At 41.8% G+C, this 19,073-nt stretch carries 15 protein-coding genes; 7 read left to right on the top strand and 8 right to left on the bottom strand.

Features of this window, described 5'->3' with window-relative positions:
* Window positions 1-566: 566 nt before the first annotated feature.
* The 7 genes from mobA to mobC all read left to right on the top strand — a co-directional run bounded on the left by mobA (window position 567) and on the right by mobC (window position 6,620).
* A complete protein-coding gene (gene mobA, locus AACM45_RS17425) occupies window positions 567-1,004 on the top strand; it encodes a conjugal transfer protein MobA (protein WP_120181176.1) in 438 nt (145 codons plus the stop codon).
* A 2-nt stretch (window positions 1,005-1,006) separates the two neighbouring features.
* On the top strand, window positions 1,007-2,290 hold the full coding sequence (gene mobB, locus AACM45_RS17420; protein WP_120181175.1) for a conjugal transfer protein MobB: 1,284 nt from the start codon (window positions 1,007-1,009) through the stop codon (window positions 2,288-2,290).
* 126 nt (window positions 2,291-2,416) lie between these two features.
* Complete coding sequence (locus tag AACM45_RS17415; protein WP_120181174.1) at window positions 2,417-2,980, top strand: Crp/Fnr family transcriptional regulator; 564 nt, start codon at window positions 2,417-2,419, stop codon at window positions 2,978-2,980.
* Window positions 2,981-3,055: 75 nt separating this feature from the next.
* Window positions 3,056-3,385 (top strand): DMT family transporter, encoded by a 330-nt coding sequence (locus tag AACM45_RS17410; RefSeq protein ID WP_120181173.1) that lies wholly within the window; start codon window positions 3,056-3,058, stop codon window positions 3,383-3,385.
* 16 nt (window positions 3,386-3,401) lie between these two features.
* Window positions 3,402-3,860, top strand: coding sequence for a GNAT family N-acetyltransferase (locus tag AACM45_RS17405; protein ID WP_120181172.1), 459 nt, complete (start codon window positions 3,402-3,404; stop codon window positions 3,858-3,860).
* Window positions 3,861-4,394 (top strand): GNAT family N-acetyltransferase, encoded by a 534-nt coding sequence (locus tag AACM45_RS17400; protein WP_120181171.1) that lies wholly within the window; start codon window positions 3,861-3,863, stop codon window positions 4,392-4,394.
* Between the two features lie 225 nt (window positions 4,395-4,619).
* Complete coding sequence (gene mobC / locus AACM45_RS17395; RefSeq protein ID WP_120181170.1) at window positions 4,620-6,620, top strand: conjugal transfer protein MobC; 2,001 nt, start codon at window positions 4,620-4,622, stop codon at window positions 6,618-6,620.
* Between the two features lie 54 nt (window positions 6,621-6,674).
* Here the strand turns inward: mobC and AACM45_RS17390 are convergent, their stop codons facing one another.
* From AACM45_RS17390 to AACM45_RS17355, 8 genes are all read right to left on the bottom strand, one after another.
* Window positions 6,675-12,095 carry an N-6 DNA methylase gene (locus tag AACM45_RS17390; protein ID WP_120181169.1) on the bottom strand — a complete coding sequence of 1,807 codons (5,421 nt, stop codon included), beginning with the start codon at window positions 12,093-12,095 and terminating at the stop codon, window positions 6,675-6,677.
* Window positions 12,082-12,519: a DUF1896 domain-containing protein gene (locus AACM45_RS17385; RefSeq protein WP_120181168.1), complete on the bottom strand. Its 438-nt coding sequence runs from the start codon at window positions 12,517-12,519 to the stop codon at window positions 12,082-12,084. Before AACM45_RS17385 ends, AACM45_RS17390 begins: the two co-directional genes overlap by 14 nt.
* Window positions 12,520-12,665: 146 nt before the next feature.
* Entirely contained in the window at window positions 12,666-13,547 is an 882-nt protein-coding gene (locus AACM45_RS17380; RefSeq protein ID WP_249601199.1) for an ORF6N domain-containing protein, read from the bottom strand.
* The gene (locus AACM45_RS17375) at window positions 13,537-15,630 is read right to left on the bottom strand and encodes a type IA DNA topoisomerase (RefSeq protein ID WP_249601198.1); all 2,094 of its coding nucleotides are present in this window, start codon (window positions 15,628-15,630) and stop codon (window positions 13,537-13,539) included. The genes AACM45_RS17380 and AACM45_RS17375 overlap by 11 nt, the downstream gene beginning before the upstream one ends.
* Window positions 15,631-15,636: 6 nt before the next feature.
* Window positions 15,637-17,112 carry a DUF3945 domain-containing protein gene (locus tag AACM45_RS17370; RefSeq protein WP_249601197.1) on the bottom strand — a complete coding sequence of 492 codons (1,476 nt, stop codon included), beginning with the start codon at window positions 17,110-17,112 and terminating at the stop codon, window positions 15,637-15,639.
* 85 nt (window positions 17,113-17,197) lie between these two features.
* Window positions 17,198-17,506 (bottom strand): helix-turn-helix domain-containing protein, encoded by a 309-nt coding sequence (locus AACM45_RS17365; protein ID WP_002978404.1) that lies wholly within the window; start codon window positions 17,504-17,506, stop codon window positions 17,198-17,200.
* A gap of 12 nt (window positions 17,507-17,518) precedes the next feature.
* The gene (locus AACM45_RS17360) at window positions 17,519-17,872 is read right to left on the bottom strand and encodes a helix-turn-helix domain-containing protein (protein ID WP_249601196.1); all 354 of its coding nucleotides are present in this window, start codon (window positions 17,870-17,872) and stop codon (window positions 17,519-17,521) included.
* Between the two features lie 263 nt (window positions 17,873-18,135).
* Complete coding sequence (locus tag AACM45_RS17355) at window positions 18,136-18,981, bottom strand: RteC domain-containing protein (protein WP_249601195.1); 846 nt, start codon at window positions 18,979-18,981, stop codon at window positions 18,136-18,138.
* Window positions 18,982-19,073: the final 92 nt, after the last annotated feature.

Below are 19,073 nucleotides of genomic sequence, written 5' to 3'. Positions count from 1 at the left end.
TTGCCTTGTCAGGCACATTCTTTAGCAAGTGGCAAACCTTACAATAGGTAAATTGCTTTACCGCTTTTATGCTTTTACACTTTTATTGTTTTATGCTTTTAAAACCTTATGCTTTTATTCCAAACTGCCTGTTTGCAAACCTGATTTTCTTCTTTGTCGAAATACATTTTTTACTACCTGCACTAAAATTATACGGCAAATAAAGCGATTGATTTATCCGCTGATTGAGGTGTGGCAGTGTTTGGCACTCAAAGGCAGTCTTTGTCCGGGTATCGCATTGCAATACTCTTACAGGTAGGGCTTTACTTTGTACAATGATTATTATTAACGGATTTATGCAAAAGTCTTTTGACAAAATGGAGGGTAACGGGAACGGCATCGAGCCGTTTTCCCTGTTACATTTAATCCGTCCCGAAGGGCGGATTTTTGTGTTCAACGGAACACGGCAAGTTGTGTTTTGAGCATCTCGGAATGATTTCCGATGCTCAAAACAACTTGCCCTTTGCAGGGGGCAGAAAACACCTTCCGAAGTCAGGGTTTTGTATGGATTTTAAAATGGATTAGTGATGAACGATAACAACAAAAAGCAATTGAAAAAGACCGGACGCCGCCCAAAAGAAGACCCGGCGACCATCCGCTATACGATTTCCTTTAACGAGCAGGAACACGCCCGTTTTCTTACCCTGTTTGATAAATCAGGTATGCAGGTAAAGGCGCATTTCATAACGTCCTGCATCTTTGACAAGACCATAAAGACCATTCAGATTGACAAAGGAACGGTTGATTTTTATATGCGGCTAACCTCTTTTCACAGCCAGTTCCGTTCCATAGGTGTAAATTATAACCAGATTGTAAAGCTGTTGTACAAGCATTTTTCCGAGAAAAAAGCGGCAGCGTTCCTCTACAAATTGGAAAAACAGACGGCTGAAATGGCGATGCTATGCCAAAAAATTATTCAGCTAACCGAGGAATTTGAAGCAAAGTACCTGAAAAAACAGCCTTAGAAATGATAGCGAAAATCGGTAGAAGCGGAAATTTATACGGAGCATTGGCGTACAATCAGCTCAAAGTGGAGAATGAAAACGGACAGATTTTGTTTGCCAATAAGATGATTGAAACCGCTAACGGGCATTATTCCGTTGCACAATTAGCCCAGTCTTTTGCGCCTTACCTGATAGCCAACCGCAATACCGAAAAACATACGTTGCATATTTCGCTCAATCCTGACCCGAATGATAAAGTAAGCGATGATAAGTTTAGGGAGATGGCAGAACAGTATATGCGGGAAATGGGTTACGGAGAACAGCCTTTTGTGGTGTTCAAACACACGGATATTGACCGCAGCCATATACACATTGTATCGGTTTGCGTGGACGAAGAGGGTAAAAAGATTTCGGACAAGTTCGAGAAAATGCGGTCTATGAATGTGTGCCGTGAGTTGGAAAGAAAACACGGATTGATACCCGCAACTGATAAGGAGCATCGGCAGAACGACAAGGTTTTCCGCCCGGTAAACTACAAAGCTGGAGATGTGAAAAGTCAAATCGCTTCAGTAGTTCGCCACTTACCAAATTACTATAAGTTTCAGACTTTGGGCGAATACAATGCCTTGCTTTCCCTGTTCAATATTACCACCGAAAAAGTAGAGGGCGAATTGCAGGGGCAGCTACGGCAGGGTTTATTATACATTCCTTTAAACGAGAAAGGCGAAAGAGCCGGGCATCCGTTCAAGGCTTCTTTGTTTGGTAAAGATGCAGGGCTTCCGGCTTTGGAACTGTATTTTGCGAAATGCAAAACGGATTTAAAAGATAGTCCAACCAAGCAGACCTTACAATCAGCCGTTACCATTGCCTTGAAATCAACAACTGATGAAATGGGCTTTAAGAAGCAATTAGCCGAGCAGGGAATTAACGTAGTGGTGCGGAGGAATGATACAGGGCGTATTTACGGAATGACATTTATAGACCACAATTCTAAAGCGGTTTGGAACGGTTCACGTTTGAGCAAGGAACTTTCTGCCAATGCCTTTAATGATTATTGGAACAATAATATCAAACCGGAGATTAAAGAGCCAGTTGAATTACAACCGAAAATATCTACATCAAATGATGCGGATCTTCCTGCGGAAGAACCACACCATTTGTTCGACTTCTTAACTACTGGTAAACACGAAGATGGTTTGATTGAAGCACTGGGAGGCTTATTGCCCGAAGCCCAGGGCGAAGATTACGAGGAACAGGATTTTGCCAATAAAATGAAGAAGAAAAAGAAGAAAGGTAGTAGGTTGTAAAAAATATCTATTGATTGAAATATATGTTTCATTTTTAAGGTTGTACAGCTTCAGTCTTCACACCACATATAACGAAGCTCATTTTTTTATTTTGTAATTTTGTTACAACAAATCAGCATTGGATTAATGAACATAGACCTTTTACTTGAGAATATATATCCGCTTCCAGATACTTCAAAAGAATTGCTCAAGAAATCAATTACAGAGGTTAAATATAAAAAAGGGCATATTCTTTTGAGAGCTGATAAAATTGAAAAGAACATCTACTTTATAAAGAAAGGTGTAGCAAGAGCATATTCATATAAAGATAATGATGAAATCACTTTTTGGTTTGGCAAAGAGGGCGATACTATTATTTCAATGAAAAGCTATATAGCCAATCAGAAAGGATATGAAAATGTAGAGTTGTTGGAAGATTGCGAATTATATAAACTGAAAACAACAGTCTTACAAAGACTTTTTGAGAATGATATACATATTGCAAATTGGGGGCGAAGATTTGCCGAAAAAGAACTTATAAAAACAGAAGAAAGGCTTATTTCTCGACAAGTCCGAACAGCTACCGAACGATATAAGGAACTTTTGAAAAACAGTCCCGATATAGTCCAGCGAGTGCAATTAGGACACATTGCTTCTTATTTAGGTATAACACAAGTCAGTTTGAGCAGAATTAGGGCAGAAATAAAGTGAACGGCTCATTTTTTATCATTTGTAAAATTTCACCTCAATTCCGTTTCCGACCTTTGCAGATAAAGAACAAAGGAAATGAATTGGATAATTTTAGTTGTAGCAGGGTTGTTTGAAGTGGCTTTTGCATTCTGTTTGGGAAAAGCAAAAGAAACAACAGGAAATGAAATGTATTTGTGGTATGCAGGTTTTCTCGTTACCCTTACTATGAGTATGGGACTTTTGATTAAAGCAACCCAAACTTTGCCCATCGGAACGGCTTATGCCGTATGGACAGGTATCGGAGCAGTCGGAACAGTTTTAGTCGGTATTCTTGTATTTAAAGAGCCTGCAACATTTCTGCGAATACTTTTTCTTATCACTTTAATAGGCTCGATTGTCGGGCTGAAAGCCGTATCAGCTCATTAAATAATGTTTTAAAAAAATGAATATAACAATAAGAAAAGCCGAAGAAAAGGACAGCGAGAAAGTTTGGCATTTAATGAAAGAATTGGCTGTTTTTGAAAAATACATTGACAGTTTTGCCATTACACCCGAAATTGTCAGAAACAGCGGATTTAAGAAAAACCCACCCGATTTTTATTGCCTTGTGGCAGAAGATAATGATAAAATCGCAGGAATGTTGGTTTATTATTTTCTTCCTTATACAGCCCAAAACCGTCCTGCTATTTATATGAAAGAGCTCTATGTGGACGAAAATTATCGTGGTCAGAAAATTGGCGAACAACTAATGAATGCGTTAAAAACTGAAGCAGAACAAAATAATTGCAGTCAAATAAAATGGACGGTTGCACCGTGGAATAAAGTAGGAGTGAAATTTTATGAACGATTAGGAGCAAGAGAAAATACCGAATGGCTTAACTACGAATGGAATTTAAAATAGATGGAACCAATGGAAATAAGAAAAGTAACATTAAACGATATTGAACAACTGCAACAGATAGGCAGACAAACATTTTCAGAAACATTTTCTTCGAGTAATACAGAAGAGAATATGACAACATATTTAGAGGAGGGATTTTCCAATGAAAAGCTAATAGAAGAATTGAACAATGAAAGTTCCGAGTTTTATTTTGCCTTATCTGAAAACGAATTAGTTGGTTATTTGAAAATCAATTTCGGGCAATCGCAAACAGAATTGCAAGACGACACAGCACTTGAAATTGAACGCATTTATGTTTTAAAGGAATTTCACGGTAAAAAAGTCGGACAAGTGCTTTATGAAAAAGCTATTGAAATTGCCAAACAGAAAAATGCACACTACGTTTGGTTAGGTGTTTGGGAAGAAAATCCTCGGGCAATCAGCTTTTATAAGAAAAATGGTTTTGTTGAATTTGACAAGCATATTTTCAAATTAGGCGATGATGAACAAACCGATATAATGATGAAATTAAAATTAGAAGAGAGGATTTTGTAAATTAAATTGAGCCTCACAAGGGGCGAGATGGACGAAGCCGTTACTTTTGAGAAAGAATAAGGACAAAATCAATTTTACAATAAGGTTGAAAAGGTAGCGATTTGCTACCTTTTTCATTTTATACTAATCTGCCAAATACTGCCACACAACGCCACTTACTGCCATATTTTAAGAGCCGACAGCAACAGCCTTTAAATTCACGCCCGAACATTAAAACTTAAAATAATGCAGGGAGAAGACGATTTAAGAGGGCTTGCCAAAATAATGGCTTTTATGCGGGCAGTCAGTATTCTTTTGGTGCTGATGCACCTTTATTGGTTCTGCTACGGTTTCTTTTTAGAACGTGGCTGGACGTTGGAAGTAATCAACAAGATGTTAGGCAATTTCGACCGTACGGCGGGCTTGTTTTCACATACCCTTTATACAAAAGCATTCGCTTTGGTTTTACTGGCTTTGAGTTGCTTAGGGACAAAGGGTGTAAAGAATGAGAAGATAACCTGGTCTAAAATTTATGTGGCGTTGGGCATTGGCTTTGCGCTGTTCTTCCTGAACACACCATTGCTAAAGCTATCCCCCGCAACAAGCACATTTCTGTATATTCTTACTATCTCGTTAGGTTATATCGCCTTGCTGATGGCAGGCGTATGGATGAGCCGATTGCTCCGTACCAACCTAATGGACGATGTTTTCAATAACGAAAACGAGAGCTTTCAACAGGAAACCAAGCTGATGGAAAACGAGTATTCCGTCAACCTGCCCACCAAATTTTACTACAAAGGCAAATGGAACAACGGTTGGATAAACATTGTAAATCCTTTCAGGGCATCAATCGTGTTGGGTACTCCGGGTTCCGGTAAATCTTATGCCATCGTAAACAACTACATCAAGCAGCAGATAGAAAAAGGCTTTAGTATGTACATCTACGATTTCAAGTTTGACGACCTTTCGACTATCGCCTACAATCATTTACTAAAGCACCGGGATAAATACAAGGTACAGCCGAAATTTTACGTGATAAATTTCGACGACCCACGCAAGAGCCACCGTTGTAATCCACTCAATCCCGATTTTATGACCGACATTTCTGATGCTTACGAAGCGGCTTATACCATAATGCTAAACCTCAACAGGTCGTGGATACAGAAGCAAGGCGATTTTTTCGTGGAAAGCCCAATTATTCTTTTAGCTGCTATTATTTGGTATCTGAAAATCTATGAGGATGGCAAGTATTGTACGTTCCCACACGCCATTGAATTGCTGAACAAAAAGTATTCGGACGTATTCACGATTTTAACCTCATACCCCGATTTGGAAAACTATTTGTCGCCCTTTATGGATGCGTGGCAAGGTGGCGCACAAGACCAGTTACAAGGGCAGATAGCATCGGCAAAAATACCTTTGTCAAGAATGATTAGCCCGCAGTTGTACTGGGTAATGACCGGGGATGATTTTACACTCGACATCAATAACCCGAACGAGCCGAAGATTTTGTGCGTGGGTAACAATCCCGACCGCCAAAATATTTATTCAGCAGCATTAGGGTTGTACAATTCCCGAATTGTCAAGCTCATCAACAAAAAAGGACAATTAAAGAGTTCGGTTATCATAGATGAGTTACCCACGATTTACTTCAGAGGACTGGATAATCTTATTGCAACTGCGAGAAGTAATAAGGTGGCAGTATGTTTGGGCTTCCAGGATTTTTCGCAATTAACGAGGGATTACGGCGACAAGGAAAGCAAGGTAATACAGAATACGGTAGGTAATATATTCAGTGGTCAGGTGGTTGGAGAAACGGCAAAAAGTCTTTCGGAGCGTTTCGGTAAAGTATTACAGAAACGTCAGAGTATGACCATTAACCGCAATGATAAATCCACCTCTATTTCCACACAGTTAGACAGCCTTATTCCGGCTTCCAAAATTTCAACGCTTACACAGGGTATGTTTGTCGGTTCTGTATCGGATAACTTTGATGAACGTATCGAGCAAAAGATATTTCACGCCGAAATCGTGGTAGATAATGAAAAGGTAGCCGCCGAAACCAAAGCCTACCAAAAGATACCCCAAATCTTATCTTTTGTAAATGAGCAGGGCGAGGATAAAATGAAGCAGGAAATTGAAAGCAATTACAAACAGATAAAAAAAGACATCCTGAATATTGTTGTTAGCGAAATGGAGCGTATCAAGAATGACCCGAACTTGCAGCATTTGGTACAGGACGGATAATTTAAAAGGGAGGCTTAAATGACCTCCCTTTTTTATTGCCTGCCCGTTCAGGTTTTACAATACGCCACGAGGCAAATGAATACCTTTTGTCCGTATAATGCTTTCCTGAACCTTTGGAGCTTCTTTCTGCTTTTCTGCCTGCTCCGGAGCATCTTGTTTGGTTTCTGGTGTAATAGATAGCTGTATCTTTCTTTCTACGGCAGCCAGTTCCGTTTTGAGTTCGCCCAGTTTACTTTCTTTCGACCAAGTACCGTTAACCACTTCCTGAAGAATGGGCAGGTCTTTTTGTATCTCCGTAATTTTCTTGTGCTCCTGCTCGATATAGCCGGGCAATTTCTCCAGTGCATTAAGGAAGTTCGTAGCAGCCAGCTTTTCATCTTTAGCAATCACACCGTTGTTGTAGGTATATTTGATATTGCCCTCGCCCTGTACCAAAAAACGGTTTACCCTTATATCCACACCCTCTTTTTCGGACATTTCCGTTTTTACCAAAAGCGTAAATCCGTATAACGTACCGATTTCTTCATACTGACCTCCGGTTCGGGCTTTGTCCGCAATCTGGTTGAGTTTTGCACCGATTTGTTTAATATCGGCATTGGGCGGTAAGCCATCCAACTGTACAGGATTTACGATTGTACCGTCTGACCGTTTTTGGATACGCTCTTGCAGATTATTCCAATCAAGGCTCATACGGTTTAAACGAGATTGAGTGCTTTGCAACATTTCCGTATAATCTTCCAATTTGTACTTCGCACTATACTTTGAACGGTTGAACGCCTGTTTTTCGCTTTCCAACCCGGCAATCTGTTTTTCCAATTTGGCTTTATCCAACAGGTCTGTATTTCCTGATAGGATAGCCACGTATTCCGAAAAATTCATTCCCGATTTTTCGTCCATACTGCCCTCGTCAATAGTACGTTTGCCGAGGTTATTGTTTTTTAATTGGTCTATAAAAAGTTGCTTATTGTACAACAGATTGAACTTGTAACTATCCAATGATTTTTCTACGGCATAGATAATCACATCTACTTTGTTATCGGCAAAGAATTTGGCAATCTCATTACCTTTTCGAACGGCTCTGCCGTCCCTTTGAGCAAGGTCGCTTGGTCGCCACGGCGTATCGAGATGATGAACGGCAACGGCTCTTTTCTGTGCGTTCACGCCAGTTCCGAGCATACTTGTGGAACCGAACAACACACGGATTTTGCCCTCGTTCATTCCTTTGATAAGTTCCTTACGTTGCTTATCATTTTTGCCTTCCTGTATAAAACGGATTTCGTTTGCAGGTATGCCGTGGTCTTCCACGAGCTTGCGTTTGATTTCGGAGTACACATTCCATTCGCCCGGCTTGTAGGTTCCCAAATCGGAGAAAACGAACTGTGTTCCTTTCTGTGCGTTGTATTGGTTGTAATACTTGGTAATGTTTGCCGCACAATGCGAAGCCTTGTTATCGGGGTGGTCATCATACGCACCGCTTACCATCCGCATATCCAAAGACATTTTACGGGCGTAGTCCGTTGCGATGAGCATCTTTGCTTTTTCTTCCGATGGAGATAAAGGTGCTCTTCCGAGTAGTTCTCCTTTTCCTGTTTTTGCAAATTCCATCAGACTTTGGATAAATTCTTCCTGGTCGGGAGTAGGCGGTATATTGTACAACACCTCGTTCTTATTGGGGCGGTCAATTCCTATATCTTTTGCCGTTCGGTAATCCGTAATTTCGGAGTAGAATTGTGCCAGTTCCGGCACTTTGATAAAGTATCGGAAACGTTCTTTAGCTACAATGTTGTTAGCAACAGAAAATTCATAATCGGTCGTTTTCCTTGCATAGATAGCTGCCCACGCATCAAAAGAATGAATGCCCTGTTTTTCCAATGCCCGTGGTCGCAGGTATTTGAACAGCAGATATAGTTCCGTTAATGAGTTGCTGATGGTAGTTCCTGAAAGAAAGGTTGCTCCCATATCCGCATTGGTACGCTCCTGAATAGTACGGATAGCAAAGAGCAGGTTCAATGCTTTTTGGCTTCCGTCCACATTGCCCAATCCGGCAACCCTTGTATGCCTTGTGTTGAACATCAGGTTTTTGAATTGGTGGCTTTCATCAACGAACAAGTGGTCAATGCCCATCATCTTAAAATCCACCACATCATCTTTTCGGTTTTCAATATCGTGTTGCAGGGTTTTGAGCTTGACTTCGAGGTTTTCTTTCCGCTTGATTACTCCGGCAAGCATCCCTCTGGTAACTTCCTTGCCTTGCGATTGCAGGGCATCGAGGTTACGCTCTACGCTGTCTAATTCTATTTGGAGTATTTCTTTTTGAATTTCGGGCGATTGCGGTATCATTCCGAATTGGTCGTGTGTCAGTATCACACAATCCCAATCGTTGTTTTTAATGTCGCCAAAAATCCGCAGGCGTTTTTGGGGCGTAAAATCTTCCTTGCCAGGAAACAGAATTTTTGCGTGTGGGTAAGCCGTGCGGTAGGCTTCGGCAATTTCGTGAACATTGCTTTTCAGCCCGATAATCATAGGCTTATGGGCTAACCCCAAACGCTTCATTTCCTGTGCAGCCGTACACATTACCAACGTTTTTCCTGCACCTACTTCGTGGTCGCAAATTGCCCCGTTGTTGAGCTTTATCATCCAAACGGCATCCTTTTGGCTCGAATACAGGTCATTAATGCCTAAGCCCTTGCAGTCTAATCCCGGAAACTCCTGATGTGTGCCGTCGTAGTTAGGGCGGACGAAACAGTTAAACGTATCATTATATTGGTCGGTCAGCCTTGTTTTGAACTCATCGTTTTGGGCGTGAAGCCAATCGGTAAAGGCGTTGCGGATTTCATCAATCTTAGTATTCGCCATTTGTATGGCTTCCATATCCCGCACTTTGACATCTTTGCCTTCAACCGTTATTGTTTTTGAAATATCGGGCGTGGTATTGACAAGGGCGTGTTTGAGCAGGGCAATCCCATCATACGTCCGGCTTTGGGCTTTGACGGCGTATTTCTCCCAAATGTGTACGTTCTTCTGTTTGCAGGTTACGGAAAAGTCATCGGCACTGTCGGAATAATGGACACGGACTTCTGCATCGAACAGGTGCGATGCAAACCGGGCATAAATACCTGTGGGTATCCAGCGTTCGCCCAGATTAAAATCGAGTTCTTCAAATTCAATTCGTATTGGTCTTGCTTCCTCTAATACGGTAAGGCTTTCTTTGGCTTGTGTATCATCGGGATTGCTTTCGAGATAGGCTCTGACTTTCTCCGCTTTTTCCACTACGTTCCCTGCAATCCAGCGTTCGGCTATTTCATATTCCTTTTGAAGTGGATTGTAGTAGATACGACCGTGTAAGGCTTCTTTCAAAGCATCGTCAGGCATACCGCTGATTTCGGACATAAAGTCCAAATCCACGCTTCCGTACTTGTTCAACGAAGCTGATAACGCTTCTTCGGGATTATCCGTTGCTATGGTTATAGTAGAAAAACTAACAGGTCTGCTGAATATATCGGCTTTGTGTACCACGCCACCAATAACACGTTCCAAATAAGGGATTTCCTTACCGGAACTATCCGTTTTGATGAGCTTGATATTATCGGCACTGTTGAGGTTGCCGTACCTTTTAATAAAGGCATCGTAAAGGCGATTAAGGTTTTCCCTTTCTTCTTTGTATTCGGTCTGATGCTGTGCCTCTTTTGTGTAAAGCTGTTGGTAAACATCACGCACCCCGATATACGCTTCGGCTCTTGCTTTCTGTAAGGTCGGTAACTGTAAAGGGTGGAATACAGCCGTACCGTCTGCTATATCTACATCTTGCAGATGACCGACCCAACCATTATCCACCACAAGGCAATCGTTGCGATGGAACGATTGCAGTTTGCCACTGTACGGAGCAGGTTCGGGAATGGTATCGGGAATAGCTGGCTTATCAGCTTGGCCATTCTCATTGATACTTGAAAACAGGTCGCCGATAACTTCCTGTTTTTTGCCGTTGGCTGATGTATTTCCATTGGTAGGTCTATTAGTAACAGGAGGCGTATAAGGTTGTTGCATCGCACTGAACAGGTCGGTTTGGCGACCTATTGCACGGCGGTTTGTTTTAGTGCTTTGCCTTTTGGCTTGCGTGGTTCTTTTGGGCGGAGCAGCAACCATTACAGGTTCGTCCGCATTTTCAAACAGGTCGAAGATGCTTAGTTGCTTTAATTCCTGTGGGCTTTCCCGATGGGTTACAGGCGTGGGTACAGGTTGCGGTTTTGGCTGAATGATTACAGGCTCAATAACCGGAGGTGTAACCGTTGGTTCAATCGGAATTTGTATTATAGGTTCATCGTTCCGTTCGCCTTTGTACAAACCTATATTCAGGTGCTTGCCAAAATCTTCGGAAAGCATTTGTTTTAAATCTTTGGCAATTCCCTCAACGCCGTCTTTATGCGTATAGATTAATGCAGGTTGTCCGTATGGGTCGGTATCTAATTTACGTTCGGTATGCACAATCCTTGTGTTGTCCTGAAAGAGTGCATTACCAGGTGTATTGTATTCTGTTTGCCTGCTTTGGCAAAACAGATCTTCCCTTTCGGTCAGATTTTGTTTTGCCGTATTCTTTTGCAGGATAATCAGGTCGCTTCCGACTTCTGTACCTGCATATTCTGTAAAAAGATTGTTGGGTAAGCGAACAACCGAAACCAGATTATTATCCTGCATTAACGCCTTGCGTATGGGTTCGTTCTTAGGGCTGTTCAGAATGCCCTGTGAAGTAATGTAAACCAACAAACCGCCCTCACGGAGCATATCAGCACCTTTCAGAAAAAAGTAATTGTGTATGCTTCGGGCTGCCTGTACTTTTGCACTGTCCCTGCTACGGGAATAGGAAAGGTCGAAAACGGAAGTATCGCCAAATGGTATATTGCTGGCAATTACATCATAGCTGTTTTGTTCCTTTTCGAGAATTTCTTCAAAACCACTTACACGGATATTGCTTTCGGGGTAAAGCTGTTTTAAAATCTTGCCTGTGAGCAAGTCTTTTTCATAAGCGGTAATACTTTGTTGGTTTTCCGAAAAGGACTGTACGAATGAGCCGATACCTGCGGACGGTTCAAGGAATTTATCAATGTTCAGACCTCTTTCACGCAAGGTTGCGGAAATCGCATCTATTACCTGTGGCGGTGTATAAAAAGCTGTCAGTACGGAACTTTTCATACTGTCCACATACCTGCGGTATTGCTTATCGTCTTCGGAATTTTCTTTGAGCAGTTGGTGGAGTTCCTGCGTAATAGGGAAAAGGTCGTGTTCGGTTTTTCTCCAATGATTGATGTCTATTTCGTTGGCTATGGGGTTCAGCACGAATTTAAGACCGCCAAATCCGCTGTATTGCATCATTAGCAGTCTTTCGCCTACGGTGGCTTGCCGTTTCTCCTTTTCCAGTTTAAAAGCAATTCGCAGGGCATCAATATTCTGTTGGAGATGTTGCTTCTTACTGAAGCCCATTTTCCTCTATCCATATTGCGATGGTTCCAGTCAGTTCGGTATAGAGTAAATCAAACTCATAACCGTAGGCGAAATCATCGGTTAATTCATATCCTGCGAGAACAGCCTCACAGACAGGGAACATTTTAAGGGCAAACGGTCGCAGTTCCTCATCTGCCATTACGGTATCAAACTCATTGCATACCACCTGAAAAACAGTGTCGAATTTGGAGAAGTGTAAGCCCTCAAAAAGTATGTAGTTGGCTATTTCATTGCATTGCTCAATGGGGTTTCCCGCCCTGAAAGCACCCTCATAAGCATTGGAAGCCCACGAAGAACGCTGGTCGATAAATTTTTGGTCGTGTGCCTTTTCGGGGAAGCTACTGTTTAACAGTTCTTGCAGTCGTAATCTGAAATACGATAGGTCTTTTTGCTGTACATCCATACTATATTTTGTTTTAGAATTTTACTTAAATCCTAAAATTAGAAGCAGGAGCAAATGCCTATGAGAATGTTGCAGGGTTTGGCTTTGAAAGGCAGGATTTGGCGTAATAGGCAACAAAAAACCTCCGATAATTCGGAGGTTCATTTTTATGGCTTATTCAAGATTTGAAGCATCCTGCCGACTTCAATATCCATTCTTGAAAAGGCAAACCATTTTTTGCCCAGGTCTTTGAGTGATGCCCCGATGTGGTAGAGTTCTGTATGGTCAATAATCAAGAAACGGTCGTGGGCATCGGAGAAAAGCTCAATATCTACCGGAGGATATTGGCTATTGTAGCGTTGTAAATCCAACCGTAATTGATTACTGATATTTTTAGTAAGGATTGTGGCTGTTACATTGTCTTTGCGTTTCCCCAATAACGTAAGCACGGTATCATCCACATAATTATCAAGCAGGATAATGGAACTTGTGGCATTGCGGATAATATCGGAAACAAAGGCATAGGCATCAAAAACCTGCCCGTTATAGAAAATGCCTTTTTCGCTGTGCAGCTTATCACTTTCCAAAGCCTTAAAAATCTCTTCAAATTTTTGGTCGGCTTCCAGTTGCTTTAACTCGATATTATCCAAACGATGAAACAAAGAAGCATTGCTAATAAGCATACGCCGCATTTCTACAAAGGCTTCCATTATTTCAACACTCATTTTAACGGCTATGTCTGAACGGAGTATGGCAGATGCCATTGCAACGCCTTGTTCGGTAAAAACATAGGGTAAATAACGTCTGCCGCCGTAGCTCAAACTTGAGGTTCCAATTTGGAACCTCAAGTTTTCAACTTCCTCTTCGGTCAGTTGAAAGCAGAATGATACAGGAAATCGCTCAATATTTCTTTTAACGGCTTTGTTCAGGTTCTTTGTTTCTACCTGATATAAGGCAGCGAGGTCACTATCCAACATTACCTGTTTGCCCCGGATAGTATAAATCAGGTTCCTGATTTCTTTGGGTACGATTGACGGTTTATTTTCCATTGCGTTTACTGCTTTTGTTTTTCTCAAACTCAAAAGAGGTACTACAATCGGCATTCAACACGATATACGCATCGAATTTCTTACCTGCTTTGCTTGTCATTCCTTTGATTAAAGAGGTTTTGCCTTTATTGACAAGGCTTGTTACATTTTCGATACTGATTTGCACACCGCAGACGATACGGAACTGTACCCAACTACAAACCTCATCGGGACACTTCACAATTTTATCACGGATAATGAGTTGCTGGCTTTTGCATTTAGGGCAAACCAACTTCGGTAGGTTGTTTTGAGCAATAGAAGTTTGCAGCAATTCATCGGTAATGGATTTGGCATAGGTTTCCATTTCCTTTTGAAATGTTCCGGCATCCGCTTCGTTGTTCTCGATTTTCTGCAATGCCAATTCCCATTCGGCGGTCATTGCCACATCCGCAATTTTTCGGTCTTTGACAAGCCCGTACACCTGCAATCCTTTTTCCGTAGGGATTAATGAACGTTTATCCCTTTGGATATAATTGCGGGTAAACAGGGTTTCGATAATGGCGGCTCTTGTAGCCGGAGTACCGATACCGATATTTTTGAGGGCTTTGCGCTCTTCCTCGTTCTCGATTTCTTTCCCTGCGGTTTCCATAGCCGACAAAAGCCCGGCTTCGGTGTAAAGCACTGGCGGTTTGGTCTGCTTTTCCAAAACGGCGGCTTCCTTTATTTTGAGTTCATCGCCTTTATTCAGTTCAGGTAGTTCCTGTACCGGCTCTTCGCCATCATCGGTAAAACTTCCTTTGATGGAACGCCAACCCGCTTCCTGAATTTTACAGCCTTTTGCCGTAAAGTCGTAATGCAATACCTGTAATGATACATCGGTTATTTCTTTGACACAGGCTTGTGATATGGCTTCGAGCAACCGAAGCGCAATCATATTGTAAATCTTGTTTTCGTCTGCATTGAGTACGGACGGCACTTTATCCGTAATCAACAAACCGTGATGGTCCGTTACACGGAGGTCATTCACGATACGTTTGTTGAACCGTCCCCATTTGATTTTGGTAAGGGCTTGCTTGCAATCTTCACGGTTCTGCAATGCCCGCACAAGGTTTGGAATTTCAGCCCACATATCTTCAGGAATGTATTTGCTTCCGGTACGTGGGTACGTGATAAATTTCTTTTCGTACAGGCTTTGTGCGATATTAAGCGTTGCTTCAGCAGATAATTTCAGTCTTTTGTTAGCTTCCTTTTGTAAGCCTGTCAAATCAAAAAGCAAGGGCGGTTGTTCTGTAACGCTTTTGGTTTCTACCGAGGTAACAGTTGCCGTTGTGCCACGCTGAATAGCTCTAAGGGTATCATCGGCAAGTTGCTTTTCTTCCCATTTGGTAGCGGAAATACTTTTGAAATCAACCTGCGTTTTGTTGTGCATCAACTGTATCTGCCAGTATTTCTTTACCGTGAAATTCTTATTGTCAAGGTAGCGTTTGCATATCAAAGCCAGTGTGGGTGTTTGCACTCTTCCGAGCGAATAGATACCGTTACCTGCGGCTATACTCAATGCCTGTGTAGCATTGATGCCTACAAGCCAGTCGGCACGGCTTCTGCCTTGCGCAGCCTGGTACAATCCGTCAAATGCTGCCCCGTCTTTCAGGTTGTCAAAACCCTGCTTTATTGCCTTTTCGGTAAGTGAACTTATCCAAAGGCGTTCAAAAGGCTTGTTGCATTTCAGGTACTCATAAATGTACCTGAAAATGAGTTCGCCCTCACGACCTGCATCGGTAGCAACGATGATGCTGTTGCTTTGCTTAAAAAGTTGCTCAATGACTTTCAATTGCTTTAATGCGCCAGTATCGGCGGTGTACCCTTTATCTTTTTTGACCTTGCGGACGGTCAATAAAAACGGGTTGGGCAATATCGGCAGGGATGCTTTATCAAATCCCGAAATGCCATAATCTTCGGGCATTCCCAGTCCTATTAAATGACCGAATGCCCACGTAACAAAATAGCCGTTACCTGTCAGGTAGCCGTCCTTTTTATCGGATGCTCCCACAAGTCCGGCTATTTCCCTTGCTACGCTTGGTTTTTCTGCAATAATTGTTTTCATATCGTACTACATTTTTCTGCCTTTGGATTTTGCAGGGGTTTCGGGCTTTTCCTGTTGTTCCTGCTGCTGCTTGTTTTTTGGACTTTGCTGCCCGGACTTTAAAGGCTCTTGGACGTTTTTGGTCGCTTCGTTGGTTTTGCCCTCCGAATTGACGGCAGTCTGCGTTTTGTGGGCTTCGGTGGGTTTTACTCTTTCCTTATACTGATTGGGAAACTCGAACCCGGTTTTTCCTGTATCCTTATTGAAAGTGATATAGCCCTGATAAGGTTGCCCTTTTTTATCTTTTAATCCATCAATGTAGATGGTTTGACCTGCTTTGAAATCCTTATGTTGCTCATCGGTCAGCTCTTTGCCCCTAAATGTTTTTGGAGCTTCCTGCGGTTGGCTTTGCTGATTATTTTGTCCTTTGCTTTGGGCTTGACCGTTGCTTTGGGTTTGCCTGTTGGAATTATTGCGGTCAAACAGGAACTCCACATAACGCTTGTCTGCATTGAACTGTACTGTTGCCGAGAACTCCGTTCCTTTGGTGGAAATCATACCCTCTAACTTTAGCGGTTTACCCTCCATTAAAGTTTGCTTTTGTTCCTCATTCAGCTTTACGCCCTTAATTTCATCGGGAATTTTTATGAACTCTGTCCGTAATGCAATTACATCGTTTGTCAGCCTGTCAATACTGATAATAGACGGCATCAATTCGCCTGTTTTGGAATTTACCAAATTAACGACACGCCCCATATTGCCCGTTTCGAGCAGGTTTTTCTTGTCTTCATCGGTAAACTTGTGACCAAAAAACTCGAAGTGGAGGTTAGGCTCTTTTTTGATACCGTGTATTGCTACGATAACATTTCCATCTTCGGCTTGCTGTAAAGACAGGCGGGCATCTGTGCGAAGAACAGAACCTCCGAAATTAACGCCAATCGGTAAAAGTTCATTGGTTTTGTAACCTCGTAGCAAAGGGTCAAGCAGGTTTCTTTTTTCAAGATATTCCTTGCTTAACCCGAGATTTTTCATTGTGTCCCAATCAATCTGTTCCGGCTTGTAGCGATATTCGCTTACTTCCGGTGTTGTTTGTGCTGTTGCCATATTATTTTGATTTTCTTGTTTTTTATCCTGCTGTGGTTCTGTCTTCACTTCGTATTCTTTCATCACTTTTTCGCCCTCGGGAGTAGGCTTATCTACCTGCTTTTGCAACTCCTGTGCTTTATCAATAGCAAGAGGTGCAGGCACTTTGAAGAATGAAAAATTGGTAGGGTTCTTTAACTGACTGAAAAAATTGGAAAAGAAGTTGGAAAAGAAATCACCGCTTTTGTCCACACGCATAAACTGGTTTTGGTTCTTCTTTGTGGGTTCTACGGTTTCCATTTTCCCGTTTTCGTCAATACTCTTTACGGCTTGGATTTTCATTTTCTCTTTATCCAGCACCAGTAATATGTCCGATAGCTGTTCAGGCATATCCTGTTTATTAGTTGTTTCTTCGCTCATAATCTGAAAATTTTAAAAATTCACTGTCGAATGTAAAGGAAGCCTTCACTGATTTGCATTATGTGGCAGTCAAAGGCAGTGTTTGTCACTTATTGGCATCCAGTTTGGGCAAGGGAGGGTTAAAACTTTCCCTGATGAACTGATGCACATCGGACAGCTTGTAATACAGTTTTCCGCTAATGGTATAATAAGGGAGCTTGCCGATGGAGCGATACCGTTGCAGGGAACGGTTACTTATTTTCAACATTTGCAATAAATCCTGATTATCCAGTAATTCCTCGCCGTCTATGCTGTTGCGCTTCTTTTGTAAATCGTCTATGTGGTTGCCGAGAATGTCAAGCCTATCCATTATGCGTTCCATCCACGCCACAAATTCCATTTTGTCGATATTCATACGAGTACGCCTTTAATTATTACCTGATTTCAGCTTTCTGCCTTTTTCGATATAGCTTTTGCCTTTCGCCATAAGCTCTTCTACATATTCATTGGTGGTCTGCACAGCGTTTGCGTTGAGCATTTCCTTGATAGCACCAATCGTATAGTAATACTGTCCATACATTTTTGAAAAAGCAATCTGCCCGTTGGTACGCATACGCCACAATGTTTTTTCGCTGATGTGGAGATACTGGCAGACTTCGTGATTGTTGAGCCATAAGCTATCGTAACTTGTATCTTCAAGTTTGAGGATATATTCGCTTATGGCTTTCAACCGTTCATTGAGGTGCTTCCACACTTCTTCGTCAACTGTTATAATGTTCATAGCACTGCTGTTTAATGTTCACAGGACAAAATTCAGAACTGTGGCAGTGTTTGTCTGCCAATGCTTGCCAATTGAAAAAGCGTTTTTTTGAAAATTTTACAATTTGTCGTAAACCCTTATTAAATAAGAGTTTCGGTAGATTTTCCCATTTTTCGGTTATGGAAATAAGTCCATTTGCCAATTGGCATATATGGGTAAGTGCAGGCACAAAAAAAAGCAATACGGAATGTGTATTGCTTTCAAACCCTTTACGGACGGACTATTTATAAATCCTTATCCATATATTCTTCAAGAGCCTGTTTCAACTGGTCTAAAAATAATGTCCGTGAGCCTGCACGGGTTTTCATTCTATGGAATGCGTGATGCACATCGGTCAGTGAAATTCGGAATAAGACCTGCGAAATGGCAGTGAGCTTTCGGATGCCGATTTTACCACCTGAAATAGCGCCCGATGCGTACAGGGCATACATCAGCTCAACCAGTGCGTTTTTGCTGTCCGTCCAAGAAAGTTCTTTGATACCTTCTGCGTTCTGAAAATATACATCGAGATTATCTTCGGGGTTGATTTTGGTTAAGAGGTAGGCGTATAATAGGTCATTAGCGATGATGCGGGCTACTTTGTAATCGTAATAGGTAGAGAATTGCGGGTCGATTTCAAAGACGTAACTGTTAAGCCCATCGAGGTAATTTATCTGCCCTCGCTTAAAGTATTCGTTATCCTTATCCACCCTGCCCGAACGGTAGTACCTATAAAAATGGGAGTTGCAGATATGTTCCCTAAATTCAATCTTTAACTCCTGTAAATGGTTAGCGAAATAAGTATGATACATTTTCCCGTTATTAACCGGGCAAGCGGTTTCTATCCGGTAGAGCTTATTGTAGTAGATGAGTTTGCCCAGGATTTGGGGTTTAACCATTTTGAAAAACTCAATCTCTTTTGCCTCATTGACAAAGCCCGAATTTAAAACACATTCTTTTGACGAAACCAGTAGCTCCTGAAGATAAACCGTCATTTGAAAAGCCTCTTCAATCAGCCCCGAGCACGTAAGTGATAGTTTCCGTTCCTTCTCCTGAATTTCGCTAACAATATTGCCTAATGATTTTCTCATAGTAGGGAGGATTTTGTTACTGATACTTTGTTACTGATACAGTGTACCTGCACAAATGTTATTAATAAACAGGGATTTAACTGCCAATATGC

The sequence above is a fragment of the Croceitalea sp. MTPC5 genome (genome assembly GCF_036985505.1).
Classification (GTDB): domain Bacteria; phylum Bacteroidota; class Bacteroidia; order Flavobacteriales; family Flavobacteriaceae; genus Croceitalea.
The sequence above is the reverse complement of the archived record's forward strand: the minus strand, read 5'-3'. Positions and strand labels throughout refer to the sequence as shown.